The organism is Bradyrhizobium sp. BRP22, assembly GCF_020194175.1.
Taxonomy (GTDB): domain Bacteria; phylum Pseudomonadota; class Alphaproteobacteria; order Rhizobiales; family Xanthobacteraceae; genus Bradyrhizobium.
In genome coordinates, this window is record NZ_JADYVX010000025.1 from 38,468 (window position 1) to 60,862 (window position 22,395).

Sequence of the window (22,395 nt, forward strand, 5' to 3'; positions counted from 1 at the left end):
ATCACGCGAGATAACGCGAGGGGCCGGGCCTCGATGCATTGATGAACGCTTGCCCACAGGAGGAACCGATATGACGACGACGGCTTTGGATAGGATCGATATCAAGATCCTGAACGAACTGCAGCTGAACGCCAGCTTAACCAACGTGGAGCTCGCTTCCCGCGTCAATCTCTCACCATCCCCCTGCCTTGCTCGAGTGCGCACGCTCGAAAAATTGGGAGTCATTGACAGGAGAATTGCCGTGTTGGACCCGGCAGTTCTCGGTATCGGCGTCACTGCCTTTATACAGGTTAAGCTTGAAAAGCAGGCTCAACCGTCCCTCGACAGCTTTACTCGCACGATAGATCGCCTGAGTGAGGTGATGGAGTGCTATTTGATGACGGGGGATAGCGATTATCTTCTTCGAGTCATGGTATCAGACATCGAAGCTCTTGAAGACCTGATCGTGAACAAGCTCTCACGTATTGCCGGTGTTTCCAGCATTCGATCAAGCCTGGCGTTGAAGCGGATTTCTTACAAGACGGTGCTCCCTATCGACGCAAACCGTCCCGTTCAGATCAAGTCGGGCAACTTGGCTTCCAGGCGCATAGAGAGACCCGCCAAACCTCAGTATGATGCGCCAGCTCAGGCTCGGCTCGATGGCGGAATGAACACTGAGAACTCGAGAATCTTTGCTCACAGCACAGCAGGCCTTTAGCGCCGAGCAATGCGCGGTGTCGGAAAGGACCGTCTAGAACGTCTCCGGTCACGGGCAATCGGACGGTCCATTCGCGTGCATTCTCAATCGATCCAGACTAGACGACGACCAATCCGTTCGACGCCAACATGGATGAATGAAAGGGGATTGTGCAGCGCCAACCCTGATCTCCGTCTATCCGGACCAATAAAGACCTCCACCGGAACGATTCAAAATCTTTCTGTTTGCTTGAGATTCGATCAGCGGCGGCGGATAACCCGCCGGAGCGGACGCGTCGAACACCCCTTTGGCAATCGAGCGGACAAAACGCACTGAGGGACACATGACTGGGTCGATTTATGCCGCCCTGAAAGCATTCTCCGAAGGAGAGATCGTCGTCGTCACGGACGATGATGATCGAGAAGGCGAAGGAGATCTCGTCGTCGGAGCATCGCTTTGTTCAACCGACAAGATGGCGTTTATTATCCGCCATACCTCCGGAATCGTCTGCGCACCCATCACGTCCGAGCATGCGCGTCGATTGAGACTAGATCCCATGGTCATCAACAACGACTCCAACCACTCTACCGCTTTCACCGTATCGATCGATTACAAAGCTGATGGTGGGACCGGGATCTCAGCTGAAGAACGCGCATCCTGCTGCCGAGCCCTGGCTAACCCCAACGTTGGTGCAAGCGACTTTGCACGCCCAGGCCATATCTTTCCTCTTATTTCAAACGAGGGCGGCGTCCTGATGCGGTCGGGTCATACCGAGGCTGCGGTGGACCTGTGCTTGTTGACCAGACTGGCTCCGGTGGGAGTCATTAGTGAGCTGATGAACGACGACGGGTCCGTGATGAAGGGCTCGCAAGTTCGAGATTTCGCAGCCAGGCACGCTCTGAAGCACGTAACGATTGCCGACATCATCGGCTTTCGTCAGGCGCGTGAGAAGCTGGTTGAAAGGGTCTCAAGTGTGACGGCCGACAGCCCAATTGGTCCGCTGCAGGGATATTCATACCGTACGCAGTTCGATCCGATCCACCACGTGGCATACGTATATGGCGAGATCGGCGACGGCAAAAACGTACTGACGCGATTCTACAAGCCGAACGTCATACGGGACATGTTCTCGGGACAGGTCCAAGCAAAGATGAACGTTGTGCTGCAACGCTTCAAGGAGAACGGAAGTGGTGTGCTCATCTATCTAAGAGACGGCGCGGCTGGTGTTCCGCCGGAACCCCCGCTCCCATCGTCCTCCTCTGAAGAGCACCGCAATCGGCAGTGGCGCGAGATCGGCGTTGGGGCGCAGATATTGCGAGATCTCGGCATAACCTCCATCCGCCATCTGACATCGTCTACCCATCACTTCAAAGGGCTTGCGGGATTCGGCATCGAGATCATCGGAAACGAGCAACTCTGATAGACTTGGTCCCGGTCATGAGATTACCGGTCCTGTTTACGAGCAGCGAAACATCGTCGCGCGGGACCTTCGGGCGATCCATGACAGCGAGCGGCAATTCAGAACGCCACCTTGTCTAGCTGAAATGCACCTCGGGCGTCCGTTCGCCTCGCTTGACACGGTCGGAGAAATACCGCGCCGGCGATTTGCCGAGCGCTTTCTTGAACATCGTTATAAATGCGCTGACGGAGTCATAGCCGAGTACCTCGGATACAGATTGCACGGAATCTCCCGCCGAGAGTCGCTGAAGCGCAATGATGATGTGCAATTGTTGGCGCCATCGACTGAACGTCATGCCGGTCTCGGCGACGACGAGGCGCATCAAGGTTCGCTCCCCTAGTGCCATCGCCTCGCCCCATTCTGCCACCGTGCGGCGATCCGCCAGGTTTTCCATGAGGGCATCTGCAATCGCACGCAACTTTGAATGGCGCGTAGCCGGCAGATGCAATTGCTCTGCCGGCATCTCGATGAGTTCGTTCAGCAAGACCGCGACTACATGAGCCGTCGGACCTTCCGGATCATAGAGGGGCGCCAGTGTCGCCAGACGATGAATGACCTCATGCAGCAGCCGCGGAGCCGAAAACGAAGGCGCGACGGGAAAGGCGTTGCATGTGGCCCATTTCACTTCTCCGCCATCTTCTTGGCCGCAGCCGCGTGGATCGCTGCGCGGATGCGCGGATAGGTTCCGCACCGGCACAGATTGCCGGACATCACCTGATCGATCTGCTCGTCTGTTGGCTTGGAGATCCGTGTAAGAAGCGAGATGGCCTGCATGATCTGCCCGATCTGGCAATAGCCGCATTGTGGGACCTGATGCTCGATCCAGGCTTGCAAGACCGGATGCTGATCTTTGTTCTCCAGCCCTTCAAGGGTAACGACCGATTTGCCAGCGATCTCGCCAATGTGCGCCTGACAGGACCTCACCGCCTTGCCGTTGATGTGAACGGTGCAGGCGCCGCATTGCGCGATGCCGCAGCCGTATTTCGTACTGGTGAGGCCGAGTTCGTCGCGCAGCACCCAAAGCAAGGGCATCTCGGGAACGACGTCGACCTCGCGTTTAATCCCGTTCACCGTGAGCTCGATCATTTCGATATGTCTCCTAGTTCTCGTCGGCGCTAAGACGGCACAGACTGAGCGATATTCTTGATCCTCCGGCATCTGCTCAATCGTCGCGGTGCCCTCTCAAAATTATGTTCGTGGACTGGACACGGCAAACGTAGCCAAGATGTCGATTGCACGACCATCTCACGTCTACGGCTTCTGCGATCACTGCCGTACGCTCCGCTAGTTTCGGAATCTTGGCCAAGTAGGCCTCCCGCGGGGTAGGTAGGACCTTAGGCTGTCGGGTGGCGCAGACCAGTTAATCTAGGTAAAAATCTGCAATTCGTGGAAGCATATTGCTGAGGGACCTTGATCCTGCATGTTCGCTATTGGTCGTGTCCCATTGCGTGGTGTAGCTCGGTAGAGCAAAGCCGCCTGCGCGCGCTCCCCAATAGCGCCGTAGCGAGCGAGCGGCTTTGCGGGTGGTCACCGATGATTCGTCGGTAAGGTTTGGGTTGCGACACCAATCTGATTCGGGGAACCACCGATGACCGACGACATGATGAACCTCCGCACGCTTGTGGAGAAGACCCCTGCCCGCTCTTGCCGGCATGCGCTAGGGCGTTGCGCATGAAGTGCACGCGGCAGCGTTGCCAGGTGGCGTTGAGAACCTTTCCGACCGTGGCTTTGATCCCCTCATGGGCGTCGGAGACGACCAGCTTGACGCCGCGCCGGCCGCGCTTGGACGAAGCCGAGACTGACGTGCTCGCCTATATGACGTTCCCGCCGCAGCATCGGACCAAGCTACACTCGACCAACCCGATCGAGCGTCTCAATTGCGAGATCAAGCGGCGAACCGAGGTGGTCGGCATCTTCCCCAATGAAGACGCCATCGTGCGCCTGATCGGCGCGATCCTGCTCGAACAGAACGACGAGTGGGTCGTCCAGCGGGCCCGTTACATGACGCTGGAAACCATCGCGCCGTTGGGCGATGATCCCGCCGTCAGCATTCCGGCTGACCAGCCCGGTCCATGCCGGCGAACGCGGTGTCCCACCGCCAGCTACACCACGCCCAGGGACACGATCTCAGCGCGCTTATTCATTCGACGACTTTTCGGGGCAAGTTGTAAGTCGTTGAAATTTCTGGCGCTCCCTAGGGGAATCGAATCCCCGTTTCAGCCTTGAGGGAGCATGGTGTCATCACCCGTTCCAAGTTGAGTTCGATTAACCGGCGGATCCGGAGTCCGTTCATTTTCCTTCACCGACTGCGACCTACAGGCCGGACTAAGCGGCATCTGGCCCAGGCACGTGAATTTCGGTCGCGCTTAAGCGAGCGCAATGCACCAGACCAGCGCTCTCGTGGTAGCTACTTGGTAGCTACGACAATCCGCCAGCCTTCGATGTCTTCCGTAAACTTCTGATTTTGCTGGTACAGTTGGGTGGGCTCGAACCACCGACCTCCTGTTCCACAGACAGGCGCTCTAACCAACTGAGCTACAACTGCATCGTCGGACGAGGCCGTGAAACGGGCCTCTCGAATGGGCCGGAAACTAGGTGCAACGTCCCGCTTTGGCAAGGCCGAACGCGGTACTTTCCCCGCGCCCGAGAAATCCAAAACCCATCGAAAACAAAAGGCCCGAGCTCGGCAGCCCGGGCCTTTTCAGTGATTTTGCCTCGATCAGGCGGCGGGCTTGTAATATTTCGAGGCGCTGGCCTTGATCGGCTCGGCGGTCTGGCTCGCGACCTTCTGGCTGAGTTCAGTCAGCTCCTTGGCCTGGGCGCCGAAGGTCTCGAAAGACTTGCGCGTCTGCGCGGTCCACAGTTCCAGCGCCTCCGAGGGAGTCTTGGCCCCCAGCAGCTCCTGGGCGAAATCGAGCGCCGAGGTGGTGTTGGCCTTTACGAATTCCATCAGCTTGGCAGTATATTCGCTCGCGCCCTTGCTGGCGCTGGTGAACACCGCCTCGATAGTGCCGTTATGGGCCTCGGCGGCGTCCTTGAACTTGGCGTAATTATCGCGCGCCTGGGAAACGCCCTTTTCGGCGAACGCGCGCATCTGCTCGGGAACTTCGAACGGGATGATCGAAGCGGAAAATGGATCAGTCGAACTGGTCATCGCATGCATCCTTCGCAACGGGGTAAAGTCCGGTGACCCCATCGCGAACGTCGTCGGCCCGCGAGGACCGAAAACGGTCGAATTGGATCACGCTGCCTAGTTCCTAGTTCACGGAATGCCCTGTCCCTGGGCAGGACAAGTAAACCTCTTTATCATGTCAATTTTGTGCAACGCAACGTTAAATCGATGCGGTGCGACGTCCGTCAGCTCGGGTTTCCGACCAGCGGTAAAAGCCGCGCCAAGCCTCAGGATTTCGGCCTGAACGCGTCCATCGCGGCGCGGCTGACGACCTGGCCCATTTCGCTCGCCTGCTGCGCCAGCGCACGCATCTGGCCTTGCACATATTCGCTGTGCAGCCGCATCACTTCGCTGACGTCCTTGGCCTTCACGAGCTGTTCCGCATAGTCCAGCGACGCCTTGACGTTGTTTTCGGCGTAAGTGAAAGCCTTGCTTGAAATGTCCTTGGCGCCAGCGCGAACCGTGGCGCCGCGTTCCTCCAGCGTGCCTGCGGTCTCCTGTGCGCTGGCCAGAAACTTCTCGAAGGTCTTGCGGGCCTGCTCGAAGCTCGCCTCCGCCATCGATCGCACTTCCTTCGGAATGTCGAAACGGTCCCGTGCATCGTTGCTCATGATCCACTCCTCGTCCTCTGTCGGGCCTTTTCCGGCCCTTTCCTCCCGTTCGGGTCGCATCAGCCTACCGTCAAAAGACCTCGCCCGAATGACCTGACGTTCTTGCCATCGTGGACCCTTGACGGCGGTTTGCAAGGTACAACGCGAAAGCGGGCTTGATCGTTCGGCCCAGTTAACGTTATCGCGGCTTGGATCGTGGATGCTTTGGCGAGGCCGTGGACCGGCTGCGTCGCACTTGCGATACTAACGGTCTGTTAAGGCTGTCATCGTTTGGCCGCCGATTTCTTTCAGCCATCGGCGAGCGAGAAGCGAAACCGTGCGGTCAAGTTGTCGCGATGAATAGTGCGGAATTCCAGTTGCAGGGCCTCGGCGATCCGCGGCTGGCGGTGCATGCGACGAGCCCGCTGCCCACATGGCTGTGGTCGATCGACGGCACGCGGGTGCTATGGGCCAATCCGGTCGGCGCGCAATTGTTCGGCGCCGAAACTAGCGCGGCGCTTTCGGAGAAACTATTCGGGCCGGCCGACCCGCATCGGCGGCAGATCGCGCAACTCGCCGGCCGGCTGCCGCAGAACAGCGCGGTACGGCTGGAGCGGCTCCGCGGCTTTGGCGCTGCACTCGGCATGCGCGCGACCTGCGCCTGTTCGCGGCTCGAATTTGCCGACGGCAGGCATGGCGTCCTGATTTCCGCCGCCAGCGGCACGGTCAACCGCACGATGCCGCTGCTCGAGCGGCTCGCGCGCCTGGTCCGGGGCGTCGAGGTGCCAATGGCCGCGTTCGCGCGCGACGGCATGTTCGTCGGCGCCAGCGATGCCGCGCGGGCGCTGCTCGGCTTCCGCAATCTCACCGAGGCTGGCCTTGACGCCGCGCGCGATGAGGCGCTCCGGCAGGGCCGGGTCGAAACCTCCGTTGGCATCGGCATGGTGCTGCAGCGCGTCGGCAGCGGCGCGGATGTCGGCCTCATCGCGCTGATCGTGCCGGAGGCCGCGGAGGCCCGGGCCAAGTCTCCCCCGCCGGAAACGGCGCCCGCCCCGGAGCCTGGGCCGTTCTACGAGCAGCCGGCTCTTTCAGGGGAAGCGCCCGCCGAATTCGCGCTGTTCGACGCGCTGGATCCGGAGCCTGAGGAAGCGGAGCCATCGCCCTTCATCGAACCGGTCGCTGACGAGCCGGCGGCGCCGGCCGCAACGCCCCTGTTCTACACGACACCGGATGAACGCGCGCCCGCCGGCGCGTCCGAGAAGACACCATCATGGCATGACGAGCCGCTGCCGAACACGCGCCGCTATCCGCTGCGCTTCATGTGGCAGATGGACCGCGAGGGCCGCTTCTCGCTCGGCTCGGACGAGTTCACGCGGCTGATCGGCGTGCAGACGGCGACCGGCTTCGGCCGGCTGTGGAGCGACATCGCCGAAACGTTCGGCCTCGATCCCGAAGGCCTGATAATGAAGGCCTTTGCCACCCACGACACCTGGAGCGGCATCACGCTGAACTGGCCGGTCGACGGTGGCGGCCGGCTGCCAGTCGAATTGTCGGGTCTGCCCATCTTCGACAGCGCGCACAATTTCGCCGGCTATCGCGGCTTCGGCGTCTGCCGCGACTTCGACGCCCTGGCGCGGCTGGAGGCGCTGCGCCGCTACGAATTTTTCAGTGGACCACCGGCCCAGCCCCTGTCCGCCGACACAATTCCGGCCGAGCCTGAGCGATCTGAGGTGCAGGAGCCGCCGCGCCCCGAGGTCTCATCCGGCGCACCGCCGACAGAGCCCGCCGCGACATCGATAGCCGACGCGAAAGTGACCGAGCCGAAAGCGTCCGAGACTTCACAACAGACGGATCTGGAAACGACTTTGGATACGCGCAAGGACATGTCAACGGAAACGCCGATCGAGGCGCCCGGCAACGTGCTGCCATTCCGTCCGCCCGGCGAGCCGAAGCCGCCGTCGTTGACGCCGGTCGAGAACAACGCCTTCAACGAATTGGCGCGGCAATTATCGGAGCGGCTCGAAAGCCAGATGGTCGCAGCGTCGACGCCGTCCGCCACCGAAGAAGAGACGGCCGTCGAAACACCGCCATTGCCTCTGGATCCGCAGGAGCCAGCCTTCGAAGCGCCGAGCGCGGAGATCCCGGCGACTGCTGCGCAGGAATGGCCGACGGAGCCCGAGCCGCCACCGCGTGGCGAAGCCAGGCGCGACCGCGCGCTGCTCGACCTCATGCCCGTCGGCGTCCTGATCTACCGGCTTGATCGCGTGCTCTATGCCAATCGCGCCTTCCTGGAGCGGATGGGATATGAGAGCGTGCGCGCGCTGGAGGATGCCGGCGGACTGGATGCGCTCTATGTCGAGCCCGGCGTCACGGCCGCGAGCAGCACCTCCGACAGCGGCACGCCGGTGCGGATCGCGGCAGTCCCGCCGGACGGCGCGGCCGACCATGCAAGCGCAGAGGCGCATCTGCACACGATCTCCTGGGACGGCGATTCCGCGCTCGCCTTGATCTTCGCCGAGCGGCGCGACGAGGGCGCGGCCGTCGCGGCGGCGATGACGGAAGCACCTCCGCCGCCTGTACCGCCGGGAGCCGGCCTCGCCGATGCCGAAGAGCTCGGCGCCATCCTCGACACCGCGGCCGAGGGCATCGTGATGTTCGATGCCGAGGGCAACATCAATTCCTGCAACCGCAGCGCCGAGGCGCTGTTCGGCTATGACGGCGACGAGCTCGTGCAGCGCAACCTCGCCGATCTCTTTGCGCCCGAAAGCCAGCAGGTCGTGCTCGACTATCTCGAGAGCATCAAGGGCGAAGGCGTCGCCAGCCTGCTCGACCACGGCCGCGAAGCGCTCGGGCGCGTGCGCCAGGGCGGGCTCGTGCCGCTGTCGATCACGATGGGCCGCACCCGCGCCGAGGGACCGAACTTCTTTGCGGTGTTCCGCGATCTGTCGCAGGCCAAGAACAGCGAGAGCGAGTTGCGCGAAGCCAAGCGCCTTGCCGAGCGCGCGGCAACCGCGAAGGCCGACATGCTGGCGCGGATCAGCCACGAGGTGCGCACGCCGCTGAACGCCATCATCGGCTTCGCCGAAGTGATGATCGGCGAGCGTTTCGGCACGCTCGGCAACGAGCGCTATCTCGAATACATGAAGGACATCCGCGCCTCCGGCGAGCGCGTGCTGGCGATCATCAACGATCTGCTCGATCTCTCGCGGATCGAGACCGGCAAGCTCGATCTCGCCCTCACCGACCAGAACCTGAATGAAATGGTCGAAAGCTGCGTCGCGGTGATGCAGCCGCAGGCCAACCGCGAGCGCATCATCATCCGCACCTCGCTCGCGCATATGCTGCCGCCGGTGCTGGCGGATGCGCGCGCGCTGCGCCAGATCACCCTCAATCTGATCGGCAATTCGATCCACCTCGCCAATGCCGGGGGCCAGGTGATTGTCTCGACCGCGCTTTCCGATTTCGGCGAGGTGATGCTGCGCGTCCGCGATACCGGCCAGAGCCTCAACGACAACGAAGTCGCCGCCGCGCTCGAGCCGTTCCGCACCCCGGCGCCGTCAGACCAGACCTCCGACAGCTCCGCCGTCAGCCTGTCGCTGACCAAGGCTCTGGTCGAAGCCAACCGCGCCAGATTCCACATCAAGACCGGCGGCCGCTCGGGCACCCTGATCGAAGTCGCCTTTCCCCATGCCGCCGCACGGGCGTGAACACATCCCGTAGTCCGGGTGGAGCGCAGCGCAACCCGGGACAGGTGCATCCGCGTTCACGAGCGGCCCCGGGTTACGCTGCGCTTCACCCGGGCAACCGCGCTGCGGGGATGTGTCGCGTCCGCGGGATGCGACGCGGCACAATTATTGCTCGATTTTCCCGACGTGAATGCATCGCCGCCTGATGCGCCTATTTCCTGAGCAATTTGATTTAACCTCATCGGACATGATCGAGGTCCCATGCGCTGCCTGGTCGTCGCCGATCTGCATTATTCATTGCCGCAGTTCGACTGGCTGCTCGCGGCCGCGCCGCAATTCGACCTCGTGATCTTTGCGGGCGATGCACTCGACATCTCGTCGATCGTCGACTTCCGCGCCCAGATCGTGGTGGTGAAGAAATATCTGGCGCTGCTCGCCGCCCGCACCCGCGTCATCCTCTGCTCCGGCAATCACGATCTCGACGAGCACAATCCGGACGGCGAGAAGATCGCGCGCTGGGTCTGTGACGTCAGGGAGCTCGGGATCGCCAGCGATGGCGACAACCTGATGATCGGCGGTACGCTGTTCACGGTGTGCCCGTGGTGGGACGGCCCAAAGGTGAAGGAGCGCCTCGACGCGCAGCTTCGCGAGGCCGCCGTCAACCGGCCGGCGAGGTGGATCTGGGTGCATCATGCGCCGCCCGCGAACTCGCCGACGAGCTGGGGCGGCAAGCGCTTCTTCGGCGATGTCGAGCTCTCGCAATGGATCGAACGCCATCGGCCATCGATGGTGATATCAGGCCATGTGCACCAGTCGCCGTTCATTCCTGATGGCTCGTGGTTCGACCGGTTGGGTGCGACCTGGGTGTTCAACACCGGCCGGATGCCGGGCCGCCCGCCGACATACATCGTGCTCGATTTCGACGAAGGCGCCGCGTTCTGGCTGGCGCCGGGCGAAGAGCAGACCATCGATCTCAATGCATCGCTGCAGCCGGCGGCTCGGATCGAGAATCCGCCGGCCTGGCTCACATCCTTGGGTCTGATTGCCGATCCGATCCTGGCGCGACCTGCATCGGCGGCAGGTTGATCATGCTCTGCAGGATCTCGCCGACCATCGCCAGATGCGTGCCATGATCGGCATATTGGTGCATGAGATCGGCGAGATAGGTGGTGGCGACGTTGAGCCGTTGCGCCAGGAGCTGCGCCAGCAGTAGCGACACTTCCGGCTGCTCGCGCAGGAACGCCGCCGCATCATCGAATTCATAGATCAGCGAGTCGGACGCCGCACGCACCGTTGCGGTGTGCGGCTGATCCAGGAGCACGCTCATCTCGCCGAGCACGGCGCCGGGCTCGGCGAGCACCACGACGACAGCGTCGCCCTTGATCACTTCCAGCCGCCCCTCGATCAGCACGAACAGATGCCCGGTCTTGCCGCCCTCGTGGATGATGAGCGCACCGGCCGGCACCTGCCGCCGAACGCCTCCACCGCAATAGTCCAGGATCGCGCGCATCAGAATGGTCACCTCCCCGCCGGGCAAAGACTAAGCGCGGAGCGCTCGCAGGGGAAACGGATTAGCTGGGCGCGCTGCCCAAATTGTCGGCAACCCCTTAGGCCGGCGTCGAACTGACAGCCGGCAGGAAATCGCCGATCGCATCGAGGAAGACTTCCGGCGCCTGCAGTTGCGGGACATGCGCGCAACCCGGGATGATCTTGAGCCGCGCATCGGGCAGGCCGGCCGCGACCTCATGCGACATTGGCGGTGGCGTCGCCTCGTCGTGCTCGCCGACCAGCACCAGCACCGGCCGCTTCACGCCTTGGAGCTGCGGACGCAGATCAAGACTGGCCAGCGCCTCGCAGGCGGCACGGAAGACGTCCGGATCGGTGCGCAGGAAGGCCTCGCGCCGATCCCGCATCAGCTCCGGATGCTGCGCCTGGAAGTCCGGCGCGAACAGCCGGCGCATCGCGACATCGGTGATGGCGGCCAACCCCTTGTCGCGCGAAAGGGCCGCCATGGTGCGAAACGCCTCGCGCCCGGCTTCCGAAAATGCCGCGCCGCAATCGGCGAGAATGAGCCGGCTCGCGCTCGCCGGATGACGGATCGCCATCTGCAGCGCGACGAAGCCGCCATAGCCATTGCCGAGCACGATGGGCGCTGCCCCTTCAGCGGCGTCCTGCACCGCCTCCGCCATCCGGTCGGCCACCGCGGCAAGTCCGCCCGCCACCGCGCGCGAGCGGCCGAAGCCCGGCAGTTCCGGCACGATCACGCGGAACGACCGCGATAATGCCGGCACGATCGCGTCGAAGCTCGCGCGATCCGAGAGCAGCGAGTGGAACAGGAACAGCGGCGGCCCATCCCCCGCCTGCGCTGCGTTGACGGTGCCGTTGGCAAGAAGCCGATCCATTGCCGCTCTCTTTCTAAAGCCGCGTTTCATCACGTCCGGCGTCCTCACAGGCCGCCGGTTTCCGCCTCGATGGATAAATCAGATTTCATATATTTCAAGCCTTTGAGACTTGACGTGATATTTCACAAGTGGAAGTCTATGGTCATGAACGAGCCAAAATCCATCCTTTTGCGCGATAATATCTACGAGCGCCTGCGCTCTGATATTTTAGCCTGCCATCTGGCACCGGGAGATGATATGCGAGAGCAGGATCTGGCCGAGCGCTATGCGGTCAGCCGCCAGCCGGTCCGGGAGGCGCTGCTCCGGCTTGAGCGCGAGCATCTGGTCACGGTGCAGCCGCGCCAGGGCTACCGGGTCAATCCGATCTCATTGTCGGATGCGCGCGACCTCCTGCGCTTCCGCCTCGCGCTGGAGCCGGCCTGCGTCGCGGAGGCGATCGAAGGCGCGTCCGACGCCACGCTGAAGGCGCTGGATCAGTTCCGTGAATTCTCCGGCAGCCACGAGGACTTCATCGCCTACAACCGCGCCTTCCATTCCGCGCTGGCGCATGCCTCCGGCAACCGCCGGATGGCGGCTGCGCTGTGCGACCTGATCGGACAAGCCGATCGTCTGGTGCGCGTCAGCGTCGCCAACGTGAAGAACCATGATCCGACGCGGCTGGTCGCCGAGCACGCCGCCCTGATCGAGGCGATGCAGCGGCGCGAGGCGCGCACCGCCGCCCGCATCATCAAGGCTCACATCGTCCAGACCGAAAAGCGCGTGCTGCCGGCGCTGAAGCGCAACGCCGTCGTCATCGTCGAAGAGAGATAGCCTATGAACATTCCATCCAAGCTGACGTCGATCGACGTCGAAATCCACGGCAACTTCGTCGACGGCCGCGAGATCGAAGCCGGCGGCGGCGAGATGCTCGACGTCCGCAATCCCGCGACCGGCGACGTCATCGCCCGCATTCCCAATTCCACTGCCGCCGACATCGACCGCGCCATGAAGAGCGCCCGCGCCGCCTTCGAGGGCAAGGCGTGGGGCGGCATGGACACACGCTCCCGCGCCAGGCTGATCAACCGCCTCGCCGATGCCTTCGAGGCCAATCTCGATGCGCTGTATCGCCTGGAAACCCTCAACAACGGCCGTCCGGTCAACGAGACCCGCGCCCAGCTTTCACGGCTGCCGGATTTCTTCCGCTTCTTCGCAGGGGTCGCGCTGGCGCGCCGCGACTCCGTGATCCCGGTCGAGGGCTCCTATCTCAACTACACCCTGCGCACGCCGATCGGAATCGTCGCCAATTGCACGCCGTTCAACCATCCGCTGATGATCCTGTGCAAGTCGCTGTCGGTGGTGCTGGCGACCGGATGCGTGACCGTGGTCAAGCCGTCGGAATACACGCCGCTGACCACCTTGAAGCTGGCGCAGATCTTCACCGAGGCGGGGCTGCCGCCCGGCGTTTTCAATGTCGTGCTCGGTCTCGGCCAGAGCGCCGGCAAGATGCTGGCGGAGCACCCTGATATCAACAAATTGGTGCTGACCGGCGGCACCGAAGCCGGCCGCATCGCCGGCAGCGCCGCAGCGAAAGTGTTCGCGCATCAGACCATGGAGCTCGGCGGCAAGACGCCGGTGATGGTGTTCGATGATTTCGACGTCGACCGCGCCGTCAACTATGCCACCTTCGGCGCCTTCATCGGCGCCGGCCAGACCTGTGTCTGCGCCTCGCGCCACATCGTACAGGCCTCGATCTATGACGAGTTCGTCGAGAAGCTGCGGGCCAAGACCCGCACGATCCGCATCGGCGATCCCTTCGATCCGGCAACGCAACTCGGCCCCGTGATCTCGGCGCGCCAGCGCGACCGCGTGCTGACCTATTCGCGCTACGGTCACGACGACGGCGCACGTCTCGTCACCGGCGGCGTCGCGGCCAAGGTGCCCGGCCATGAGAACGGCTATTTCGTCGAGCCGACGGTGTTTGCCGACGTCAGGTCGGAGATGCGCATCTTCCAGGAAGAAGTGTTCGGCCCCTTCACCTCGGTGACGCCGTTCAAGGACGAGGCGGATGCGCTGCGCCTCGCCAACGATTCCCCGTTCGGCCTTGCGGCCGCGATCCGCACCCGCGACGTCGCCCGCGCGCATCGCGTTGCGGCCGCGGTGAAGGCCGGCATCGTCTGGATCAACGATCATCACCGGCTCGACCCGGCCTCGCCCTGGGGCGGCGTCGACGATTCCGGCATCGGCCGCGAATGCGGCACCGAGAGTTTCGACGATCATTTCAACACCAAGAGCGTGATGGTCGCCACCCACGACCAGCCGTTCGACTGGTACCGCGACACGGCGAACCAGCGACGCTTGAACTAGCACGAGCATGATCCCGAAAAGTGGGTACCGGTTTTCGGAAAAGATCATGCTCAAGAAATAAAGTTAGCGGCCCATCGCCCAACAGAAGGCGGCCGCATCAAAGATCACAGTAGGGAGGAAGCGTATATGTCGACATCGGTCAACGCGGGCAGCCGTCTCGATCGGCTGCCGATCGGCCCATTCCACCGCCGGATCATGCTCCTGATCGGCATCGGAATGTTCTTCGACGGATTTGATATCTATATCGCCGGCACCGTGCTCGGCGTCACCTTGAAGACCGGATTTTCCACGCTGTCGGAAAACGCCGCATTCATCTCGGCGACCTTCGTCGGCATGATGCTCGGATCGTTCGCTACCGGCTTTCTCGGGGACCGCTATGGTCGCCGCTTTACCTACCAGTTCAATTTGCTGCTTTTCGGTATCGCCTCGCTCGCGGCTGCGTTTGCGCCGAACATGATGTTCCTGATCGTCTGCCGCTTCTTCATGGGCGTCGGCCTCGGCGCCGAGAACGTCGTCGGCTATTCGACCATGACCGAATTCGTGCCGGCGCGCACGCGCGGCAAGTGGCTCGGCTTCACCGCGGTCTGCGTGGTGACCGGCCTGCCGGCCGCCCTGCTCGTCGCCTCCGTCGTCGTGCCGGTGTTCGGCTGGCGCGCGATGTTCGTGCTCGGCGGCGTCGGCGCGCTGATCGTCTGGTACATGCGCAAGTCGCTGCCGGAATCGCCGCGCTGGCTGGAAGCCGTCGGCCGCACCGCGGAGGCGGAAGCCCTGATGCAGGCGATCGAGAAGGAGGCCGCGCAGGGCCAGCCGCTGCCGGCGCCTGCGGCTGCCGCGACCGTGCCTGCCTCGCCCGATCTCGGCACGCTGTTCACGCCGCCGCTGTTGTCGCGCATGATCGTGGGCGCGGTCTGCCTGATCACCATCAACACGTTGCTCTACGGCTTCGTGACCTGGCTGCCGGTGTTCTTCATCAAGCAGGGGCTTTCGATTGCCACGTCCTTCGGCTACTCGCTCTTGATGGCGCTGGGCGCGCCGATCGGCTCGGCCATCGGCGCGTTGACCGCCGACCGCTGGGGCCGCAAGCCGACCATCATCGGCGCATCGCTGATCTCGGTCGTGCTCGGGATCATCTATCCCCTGATTTCGGACCCATTCCTGCTGCCGGCCGTCGGCTTCGCCCTCACCGTTCCGATCTACGTGCTGGTGGCGCTCCTGTTCGGCATCTACATCCCCGAACTGTTCCCGACCGAAGTGCGCCTGCGTGCCTCCGGCATCGTCAACACGCTCGGCCGCGGCGCCACCATCGTCACCCCCTTCCTGGTAGTGACGCTGTTCGAGGCGCGCGGCGTCGCCGGCGTGATGGCGCTGATGATCGGGCTCCTCATCGTGCAGATCATCACGGTGTGGGGGCTTGGCATCGAGCCGCGGCATCGCAGCCTCGAAGAGCTGAAGAAAGACGAGACGGCTCCGGCTCTGGTGAAACAGGTGACGTGAGAGAAGCCTGTCAGTCCGGGTGCGATGCGTCGCATCGCCCCGGACTCACCCGCCCGCGTATAAGCTGGAATCACTCTAAATCACGTCGTTCGCGACATCGGGTCGCGGACATCTTGGCGTCGCCTGCGGTAGGCACTCCGGTACCGCGTGGAATCCTGCCGGAGCAGCCTCATGATCAATTTTCGTGTCCTCGCCGCGTCAGCCGCGGTGCTATGCCTGACTTTGCCTGTCGTATCGACCGCATCCGCCGACAATGGCGAAGTCAACGTTTACACCTATCGCGAGACCAAGCTGATCCAGCCTCTGTTCGATGCCTTCACCAAGGACACCGGCATCAAGGTCAATGTCGTCTCGGCGAGTTCGGGATTGGAGCAGCGCATCAAGGCGGAGGGCGCCAACAGCCCGGCCGACGTGCTGCTCACGGTGGATATCGGCCGCATCGACGAAGCCGTGCAGGCCGGCGTGACCCAGCCCATCAAGTCCGACGTGATCGATAAGATCGTGCCGGCGCAATATCGCGATCCCGACGGGCATTGGGCCGGCATCTCCATGCGCGCCCGCGTGATCTATGCTTCCAAGGACCGCGTCAAGCAGGACAAGATCACCTACGAAGAGCTCGCCGATCCCAAGTGGAAAGGCAAGATCTGCATCCGCTCCGGCCAGCACATCTACAACAACGCGCTGTTCGCCGCCTACACGGCCAAGTACGGCGAGGCCAAGGCCGAGGAATGGCTGCGCGGCGTCAAGGCCAATCTGGCGCAGAAGCCGTCGGGCGGCGATCGCGAAGCCGCGCGCGACGTCGCCGCGGGCAAATGCGACATCGGCATCGGCAACACCTATTACTGGGCATTGATGATGAACAACGATCCCGACAAGAAGCCATGGGCGGAGGCGACCCGTGTCGTCCTGCCGACGTTCGAGGGCGGCGGCACCCACGTCAATCTTTCCGGCGTGCTGTTGGCCAAGCATGCGCCCAACAAGGCCAATGCCATCAAGCTGATCGAATGGCTCGCCGGCGAACAGGCGCAGCAGATGTATGCCGACCAGAACTACGAATATCCGGTTCGGGCCGGAGTTGCCGTCAATCCCACCATCGCGGGCTACGGCAAGCTGAACGCCGACAGCCTGCCGATCGCAAAGATCGCCGCGAGCCGCAAGACGGCGGCGACGCTGGTGGACAAGGTCGGCTTTGACAACTGACCTCTCCGCCTCGCGCCCTCCCTCGCCTGCAAGCGGGAGAGGTGACTCCAAGGGCCGCTCCGCGGCGAGGTTGGCGAACGTGAGGTGCCGGTTCTCCCTCTCCCGCTTGCGGGAGAGGGTCGGGGTGAGGGCTCTCTCCACGACGGGACTCTTCTTGTGGAGAGGGCCCTCACCCCACGCCGCACGGCGGTCAGACCAATCGTCCCGAGCAAGCGTGACGCGACGCGCCTATGCTGGGCGGATCGCTGCGGCCATCGCGGTGGCGACTGCGGCTCTTGTCGCCGCTCCCGTGATCTCGATCGTCTCGCTTGCGATGCAGCCGGCGCCGGAGGTGTGGCACGACCTCATCAACTACGTGCTGCCGGCGGCGGTGCTCGACACCGCGCTCCTGCTCGCCGGTGTCGGTGCGCTGACGCTCCTGCTCGGCGCCGGCACGGCGTGGCTGATATCGCGCTATGATTTCCGTGGCCGCGGCACGCTGCTGTGGCTGATGCCGCTGCCGCTGGCGGTCCCGACCTATCTTGCGGCCTACGTCTATGCCGATCTGTTCGAGCCGCTCGGCCTTGTCCATCGCACGCTCGCGATCTGGCTGCCGCTCCGTGACGCGGTGGGGTGGCTGCCCAATCTCCGCTCGCTGCCCGGCGCGATTGTCGTGATCGGGCTGGTGCTCTACCCCTACGTCTATCTGTCGGCGCGGGCGATGTTCCAGTTTCAGACCGCCGAATTCGCCGAGGCCGCAAAAACACTAGGCGCAGGCAAATGGACCGTATTCTGGCGCGTCTCGCTGCCGATGGCGCGGCCGGCGCTCGCGGTCGGCGTGGCGCTGGTGTCGCTGGAGACATTGAACGATATCGGCGCCAGCGAATATCTCGGCATCCGCACGCTGACGGTTTCGATCTTCACGACCTGGCTCAACCGCGGCAGCCTCGCCGGCGCCTCGCAGCTCGCCTGCGTGATGCTGGCGATCGTCGCCGGCCTCGTCGCCATGGAGCGCTACGGCCGCCGCAACACCAATGCCGAACTCGCCGCCGAGAGCCCGCGGCTGATGCCGCGAACACCGCTGGTCGGCGCAAAGGCCTGGTCGGCGCTCACGGCATGCCTGCTGCCGGTGCTGATCGGCTTCGTCGTGCCGCTGCTCTATCTCCTGCATCAAAGCGTCAAGCGCGGGCTGCTCGCCGATTTCGATTCCTCGCTCTGGCGCCACGCGTTCCACTCGGTCGCGTTTGCGAGCCTCGCCACGCTGCTGGCGCTGCTGCTCGGACTCTCCACCATCATCGCCCATCGCTGGCGGCCAGGTCCGTTGCAGCATGTCGCGATGAACATCTCGCAGGCCGGCTACGCATTGCCCGGCCTCGTGATCGCGCTTGGCCTGCTCGCGCCGCTTCTCGCTGTCGACAACGGGCTGAACGTGCTTGCCGCGTGGACCGGACGATCGCTGCCGGGGTTGATCCTGATGGGCTCGGGGTCGGCCGTGGTGATGGCCTATGCGATCCGCTTCCTGGCGGTGCCGACCGGCCTGATCAAGGCCGGCTTCGAACAGATCCCTCGCGATTATGACGAGAGCGCCCGCGCCGTCGGTGCCGGACAGGCCACGATCCTGCGCTGGATCCATTTGCCGCTCATAAAGCCCGCACTGTTCGGCGCCGCCATCATCGTCTTCGTCGACTGCCTGAAGGAGCTTCCTGCAACGCTGCTGCTGCGACCTCTGAACGTCGAGACTCTCTCGACCTCGATCTACCAGTTCGCCAGCCGCGGCAGTTTCGAGGAAGGCGCCCTCGCCGCGCTCCTGATCATCGCCGCCAGCATCGGCCCGGTGGCGTGGCTGACGCGCTTTTCCGACGTGCCAAACGGGCCGGCGTGAGACCAGCACACTATTGATCTGCCAGGCCCGGCTTATTTTGTCGGAATAGCGGCAACAGCCCTTTTCTCGCAAGGGTCGTCAAATGCGCCCACAGCCAATGCGTGTGTTTTTGCAAAGCGGCATGGAATTGATCGGTAAATAGGATTATATTTCGGTAGTTGCGCGCTCCGTTGTCATTTTAAGGAGCCATTGATGCAATGTCTGCGTTGCGGTCGCCGAAATAAGGCGACCAATGAATATTGCGAAGGATGCGGGGCCGCTCTCGGAATTGAGTGCAGCGCCTGTCACCACGTCAACGGAGCGACGGCGCTTTTTTGCGGGCGATGCAGCGCCGCGCTGACGCCTGCGGCTTCGCCGGCATTCAATCAGTCGTGGCGGCACATCCTCACGTCGCTGAACGCCAAGGGCGGAGAGCGGAAACGGCTCACGATCCTGTTTGCGGACATCTGCAACTCGACCGGCCTGATCGATCGCCTGGGAGATCCCGAAATCGGCATGCGGCGCCTCCAACCCGTGCTGGAGATCATGAGAGAGGCCGTCATTCGCTATGAGGGTGTCGTCAACAAATCCCAGGGCGACGGGGTCATGGCGATCTTCGGCGCCCCGCAGCCCCTGGAGGATCATGCCGTGCGCGGCTGCCTGGCGGCGCTCGCCATGCAGGATGAGTTGGCTCGGCTGGAAGATCCCGATCTGCAAATCCGGGTTGCAGTTCACACCGGCGAGGTTGTCGTTCAGGCGATCGAGCACGGAATCTATCAGACCTACGATGCCGCCGGCGCCAATGTGCATCTCGCCAATCGCATGGAGCAACTGTGCGAGCCGGGGACCATTCTGATCTCGAGAGATACCTACACGGCAGCCAGGCAGTTCGTGGAAGTCGAACCCCTGGGCTCACAGACCATCCGCGGGATCGCAGCACCTGTTGAAATTTTCAGGCTCGCCGGCCTTCAGCACGCACCATCGAGCGGCGTTTTCCGCAGCGGAAGGCGGCTCAGCCCGCTTACGGGAAGAAGCGCCGAGCTCTCGGCTCTCGTCGCCGAGCTTGACAACACCATGAAGGGCGAAGGTGGCGTGGTCGGTGTTGTCGGGGAAGCGGGCATCGGCAAGAGCCGTCTCTGCTACGAGTTTGCCGAGAGTTGTCGTGCGAGGGGCATTCGTGTTTTCGAGGCACGTGTATTGGCTCATGGCAGGGCAACGCCGTTTCAACCCGTCCTGGAACTGCTGCGTGATTATTTCGGGCTTCGCGCCAAGGAAGCGGCCGATGTGTCTCGTCAACGAGTCCTCGACCGCCTGGCCGATCTGCCCGTCTCCGAGCAGATGTCGTCCATCATGCTGGAATTCCTGGGCCTGGCCGACGCACAACGACCGGCCATCAAGCTCGATCCGAAGGCCCGGAAAACGCAGCTCCTGGATTTTGTGAGAACCGTGCCGCATTCGCCCCGCGAACGCCCGTCGGTTGTCGTCGTCGAAGACCTCCACTGGATCGACGCCGCAAGTGAAGAGTTCGTGGAAGCGCTGGCGGATGCAGTCGTGGGCACCACGACCCTTTTGATCGTCAACTTCAGACCGGGATTTGCCGCGCCGCTGACGCAGCGATCGCACTATCGGCAAATCAACATGCGCCCGTTGCCGCCCGCGGAAGCGGCTGTCCTGGTGCATGATCATTTCGGCAATGATCCGTCGGTCGCATTGCTGAGCAGGAATATCGTGGAGCGGGCGCAAGGAAATCCATTTTTCATTGAGGAACTCGTAAATGCCCTGGTGGAACGTGGCGACTTCGAGGGAGAAAAAGGCGCCTACAGGCTGAAGGGCGGCATCGATACCGTCCCTCTCCCTTCGACTGTGCAAGCGGTGGTTGCAGCCCGGATCGACCGGCTCGAGGAAAACGCCAAGAAAGCTCTGGAGATCGCGGCGGTGATCGGTCGCGAGATATCGATATCGGTTCTGGAGAGGATCACCGGCTTTGGTCCAACCGAACTCTCGGAAGCGATCCATCATTTGAGGCAGGCTGAGCTGCTTTACGATGTTCCTCCGTTTGAACAGCGGCAGCTCGCGTTCCGCCATCCGCTGATCCAGGAAGTTGCCTACCGATCGCTGCTGAATGAGAGCCGCCGCGAGATTCATTTGAAGGTCGCACAAGCGATCGAAAGCCTCTTCAAGGATCACGCCGAGCAGAGGGCCGCCCTGCTCGCGTATCACCTGGAGCAGGCCGGCGAGAACCTCAAAGCGGCGCAACAGCACATGCGCTCGGCCGTCTGGATCGGCACGAACGATCCAAGCCAGGCGCTGAGAAGCTGGAAAAAAGTCCGCGAACTGCTGTCAAACCTGCCTTCATCGCAGCCGATCGATTACCTGAAGATGATGGCCGCCGGCCAGATCGTAAACTTCGGCTGGCGCGAAGGCATTTCGGCGCAGGATGCCCGCCTGTATTTCGAGGAGGCGAAACAACTCGCGTTGGCGCTCGGGGATTTGCGGGCGAATGCGCTGATACATGCTGCGTACGGCAGGATCCTGGCAAATGGCGGCTCGGCAGACGAGTATGTCGAAAAGGTCCGCGAAGCCAAGGCGATCGCCGATCAAGGCAACGATCCCAGTGTTCAGATCACGCTCAAGGCCGTACTCTGCCACGCGCTGCGGACGTCAGGCAAAATGTCCGAGGCGCTTTGCATGAATATCGAGGCGATGGATCGCGCGCATGAGATCGTCAAATTCGATCGGCAAACGCTCGGCTTCGACATTGACGTGTGGTTGACGGCCATGCGCGGGCAGACGCTGGTCATGCTCGGCAGAGGAGAGGAGGCACGCCCCTTTCTGGACCGCGTCCTTGGGCTGGAAAGCAGCCAGGTCGATGCTGTTCATCACCTCATCCCAAGTCTGGCCTACATGGATCTCGCCTGGGCGGAGGGAAACATGGGGCTCGCGAGGGAACACGCCGATCGCGCATTTTCGATCGCGATCAAGACGGGGAATCCATACCTGCGCGTCTACGCCCAGGCCTGCCGGGGGGTTTCCCACATGGTTGCCGGAAGGCTGACGTCGGCCATCGAGGATCTCTCCGATGCGCTGTGCTTTGCTCGATCGCGAAAGGCCGGACTGGAAAACGAACCACGTATTCTGGCCGATCTGGCGAACGCGTACAGAATGAATGGCGATCATGCGTCGGCGCTTTCTACTGTGGGCGAGGCAATAGAAATTGCGATGCAGCGTCACGCCCGTGTCCCCGAATGCCTTGCCCGCATCGTCCACGCAGATCTGCTGCTGAAGCAAGATCAACAAGCCGAGGGCGCAAAGGAGCTGGAATTGGCAGAGATACTGATGCAGGAGACCGGAGCTATGCTCTTCGAGCCGTTCCTTCGGATGACGTCCGTCAGTGGCGGCGACGGCAGCGGAAGGGACGATCTACAGGTTCTCGGCAAGATGTGAGTGGCCGGCCGAAAATCCGACGGCTGCAAACGTCTTTGACGTCCCGGGTCTATTGATGATCTTCACGCGACTTGCTCGCTTCAATGGTG

16 protein-coding genes, 1 tRNA gene and 2 pseudogenes are annotated in these 22,395 nt (G+C 62.8%); 11 read left to right on the forward strand and 8 right to left on the reverse strand.

Annotation, left to right across the window (positions count from 1 at the left end):
* Positions 1-70: 70 nt before the first annotated feature.
* Both I6F35_RS26485 and ribB read left to right on the forward strand, forming a co-directional pair.
* Positions 71-697: an Lrp/AsnC family transcriptional regulator gene (locus I6F35_RS26485; protein ID WP_225120604.1), complete on the forward strand. Its 627-nt coding sequence runs from the start codon at positions 71-73 to the stop codon at positions 695-697.
* Positions 698-1,019: 322 nt separating this feature from the next.
* Positions 1,020-2,096, forward strand: coding sequence for a 3,4-dihydroxy-2-butanone-4-phosphate synthase (gene ribB, locus I6F35_RS26490; protein ID WP_225120605.1), 1,077 nt, complete (start codon positions 1,020-1,022; stop codon positions 2,094-2,096).
* A gap of 115 nt (positions 2,097-2,211) precedes the next feature.
* Here ribB and I6F35_RS40570 read toward each other — a convergent pair whose 3' ends face one another.
* The 3 genes and pseudogenes from I6F35_RS40570 to I6F35_RS26505 form a co-directional block, all read right to left on the reverse strand.
* The gene (locus I6F35_RS40570) at positions 2,212-2,760 is read right to left on the reverse strand and encodes an AraC family transcriptional regulator (protein WP_225120606.1); all 549 of its coding nucleotides are present in this window, start codon (positions 2,758-2,760) and stop codon (positions 2,212-2,214) included.
* Positions 2,757-3,221 carry a (2Fe-2S)-binding protein gene (locus I6F35_RS26500; RefSeq protein WP_225120607.1) on the reverse strand — a complete coding sequence of 155 codons (465 nt, stop codon included), beginning with the start codon at positions 3,219-3,221 and terminating at the stop codon, positions 2,757-2,759. The genes I6F35_RS40570 and I6F35_RS26500 overlap by 4 nt, the downstream gene beginning before the upstream one ends.
* Before the next feature lie 548 nt (positions 3,222-3,769).
* Positions 3,770-3,919, reverse strand: a pseudogene (locus tag I6F35_RS26505) (transposase); the annotation flags it as partial.
* 7 nt (positions 3,920-3,926) lie between these two features.
* Between I6F35_RS26505 and I6F35_RS26510 the strand changes: the two are divergent.
* Positions 3,927-4,190, forward strand: a pseudogene (locus tag I6F35_RS26510) (transposase); the annotation flags it as partial.
* Between the two features lie 413 nt (positions 4,191-4,603).
* On the opposite strand, the gene I6F35_RS26515 reads toward I6F35_RS26510, so the two are convergent.
* The 3 genes from I6F35_RS26515 to I6F35_RS26525 all read right to left on the reverse strand — a co-directional run bounded on the left by I6F35_RS26515 (position 4,604) and on the right by I6F35_RS26525 (position 5,918).
* Positions 4,604-4,680 (reverse strand) — tRNA-His (locus I6F35_RS26515).
* A gap of 174 nt (positions 4,681-4,854) precedes the next feature.
* The gene (locus I6F35_RS26520) at positions 4,855-5,289 is read right to left on the reverse strand and encodes a phasin (RefSeq protein WP_225120608.1); all 435 of its coding nucleotides are present in this window, start codon (positions 5,287-5,289) and stop codon (positions 4,855-4,857) included.
* Between the two features lie 245 nt (positions 5,290-5,534).
* Entirely contained in the window at positions 5,535-5,918 is a 384-nt protein-coding gene (locus I6F35_RS26525; RefSeq protein WP_225120609.1) for a phasin, read from the reverse strand.
* A gap of 335 nt (positions 5,919-6,253) precedes the next feature.
* Between I6F35_RS26525 and I6F35_RS26530 the strand changes: the two genes are divergently transcribed.
* On the forward strand, positions 6,254-9,604 hold the full coding sequence (locus tag I6F35_RS26530) for a PAS domain-containing protein (protein ID WP_225120610.1): 3,351 nt from the start codon (positions 6,254-6,256) through the stop codon (positions 9,602-9,604).
* A gap of 240 nt (positions 9,605-9,844) precedes the next feature.
* Positions 9,845-10,669, forward strand: coding sequence for a metallophosphoesterase (locus I6F35_RS26535; protein WP_225120611.1), 825 nt, complete (start codon positions 9,845-9,847; stop codon positions 10,667-10,669).
* Here I6F35_RS26535 and I6F35_RS26540 read toward each other — a convergent pair.
* Both I6F35_RS26540 and I6F35_RS26545 read right to left on the reverse strand, forming a co-directional pair.
* On the reverse strand, positions 10,608-11,093 hold the full coding sequence (locus I6F35_RS26540) for a cyclic nucleotide-binding domain-containing protein (RefSeq protein ID WP_225120612.1): 486 nt from the start codon (positions 11,091-11,093) through the stop codon (positions 10,608-10,610). The genes I6F35_RS26535 and I6F35_RS26540 overlap by 62 nt on opposite strands.
* Before the next feature lie 97 nt (positions 11,094-11,190).
* Positions 11,191-11,985: an alpha/beta fold hydrolase gene (locus I6F35_RS26545; RefSeq protein WP_225120613.1), complete on the reverse strand. Its 795-nt coding sequence runs from the start codon at positions 11,983-11,985 to the stop codon at positions 11,191-11,193.
* Positions 11,986-12,147: 162 nt separating this feature from the next.
* Between I6F35_RS26545 and I6F35_RS26550 the strand changes: the two genes are divergently transcribed.
* The 6 genes from I6F35_RS26550 (at position 12,148) to I6F35_RS26575 (ending at position 22,306) form a co-directional block, all read left to right on the forward strand.
* A complete protein-coding gene (locus tag I6F35_RS26550; RefSeq protein WP_225120678.1) occupies positions 12,148-12,795 on the forward strand; it encodes a GntR family transcriptional regulator in 648 nt (215 codons plus the stop codon).
* A gap of 3 nt (positions 12,796-12,798) precedes the next feature.
* Positions 12,799-14,328: an aldehyde dehydrogenase gene (locus I6F35_RS26555; RefSeq protein ID WP_225120614.1), complete on the forward strand. Its 1,530-nt coding sequence runs from the start codon at positions 12,799-12,801 to the stop codon at positions 14,326-14,328.
* Positions 14,329-14,454: 126 nt separating this feature from the next.
* Positions 14,455-15,822 carry an MFS transporter gene (locus tag I6F35_RS26560; protein ID WP_225120615.1) on the forward strand — a complete coding sequence of 456 codons (1,368 nt, stop codon included), beginning with the start codon at positions 14,455-14,457 and terminating at the stop codon, positions 15,820-15,822.
* A gap of 171 nt (positions 15,823-15,993) precedes the next feature.
* Entirely contained in the window at positions 15,994-17,022 is a 1,029-nt protein-coding gene (locus I6F35_RS26565; RefSeq protein ID WP_225120616.1) for a Fe(3+) ABC transporter substrate-binding protein, read from the forward strand.
* A gap of 214 nt (positions 17,023-17,236) precedes the next feature.
* A complete protein-coding gene (locus I6F35_RS26570) occupies positions 17,237-18,883 on the forward strand; it encodes an iron ABC transporter permease (RefSeq protein ID WP_225120617.1) in 1,647 nt (548 codons plus the stop codon).
* A 192-nt stretch (positions 18,884-19,075) separates the two neighbouring features.
* A complete protein-coding gene (locus I6F35_RS26575; protein WP_225120618.1) occupies positions 19,076-22,306 on the forward strand; it encodes an adenylate/guanylate cyclase domain-containing protein in 3,231 nt (1,076 codons plus the stop codon).
* The last annotated feature ends 89 nt before the right edge of the window (positions 22,307-22,395 follow it).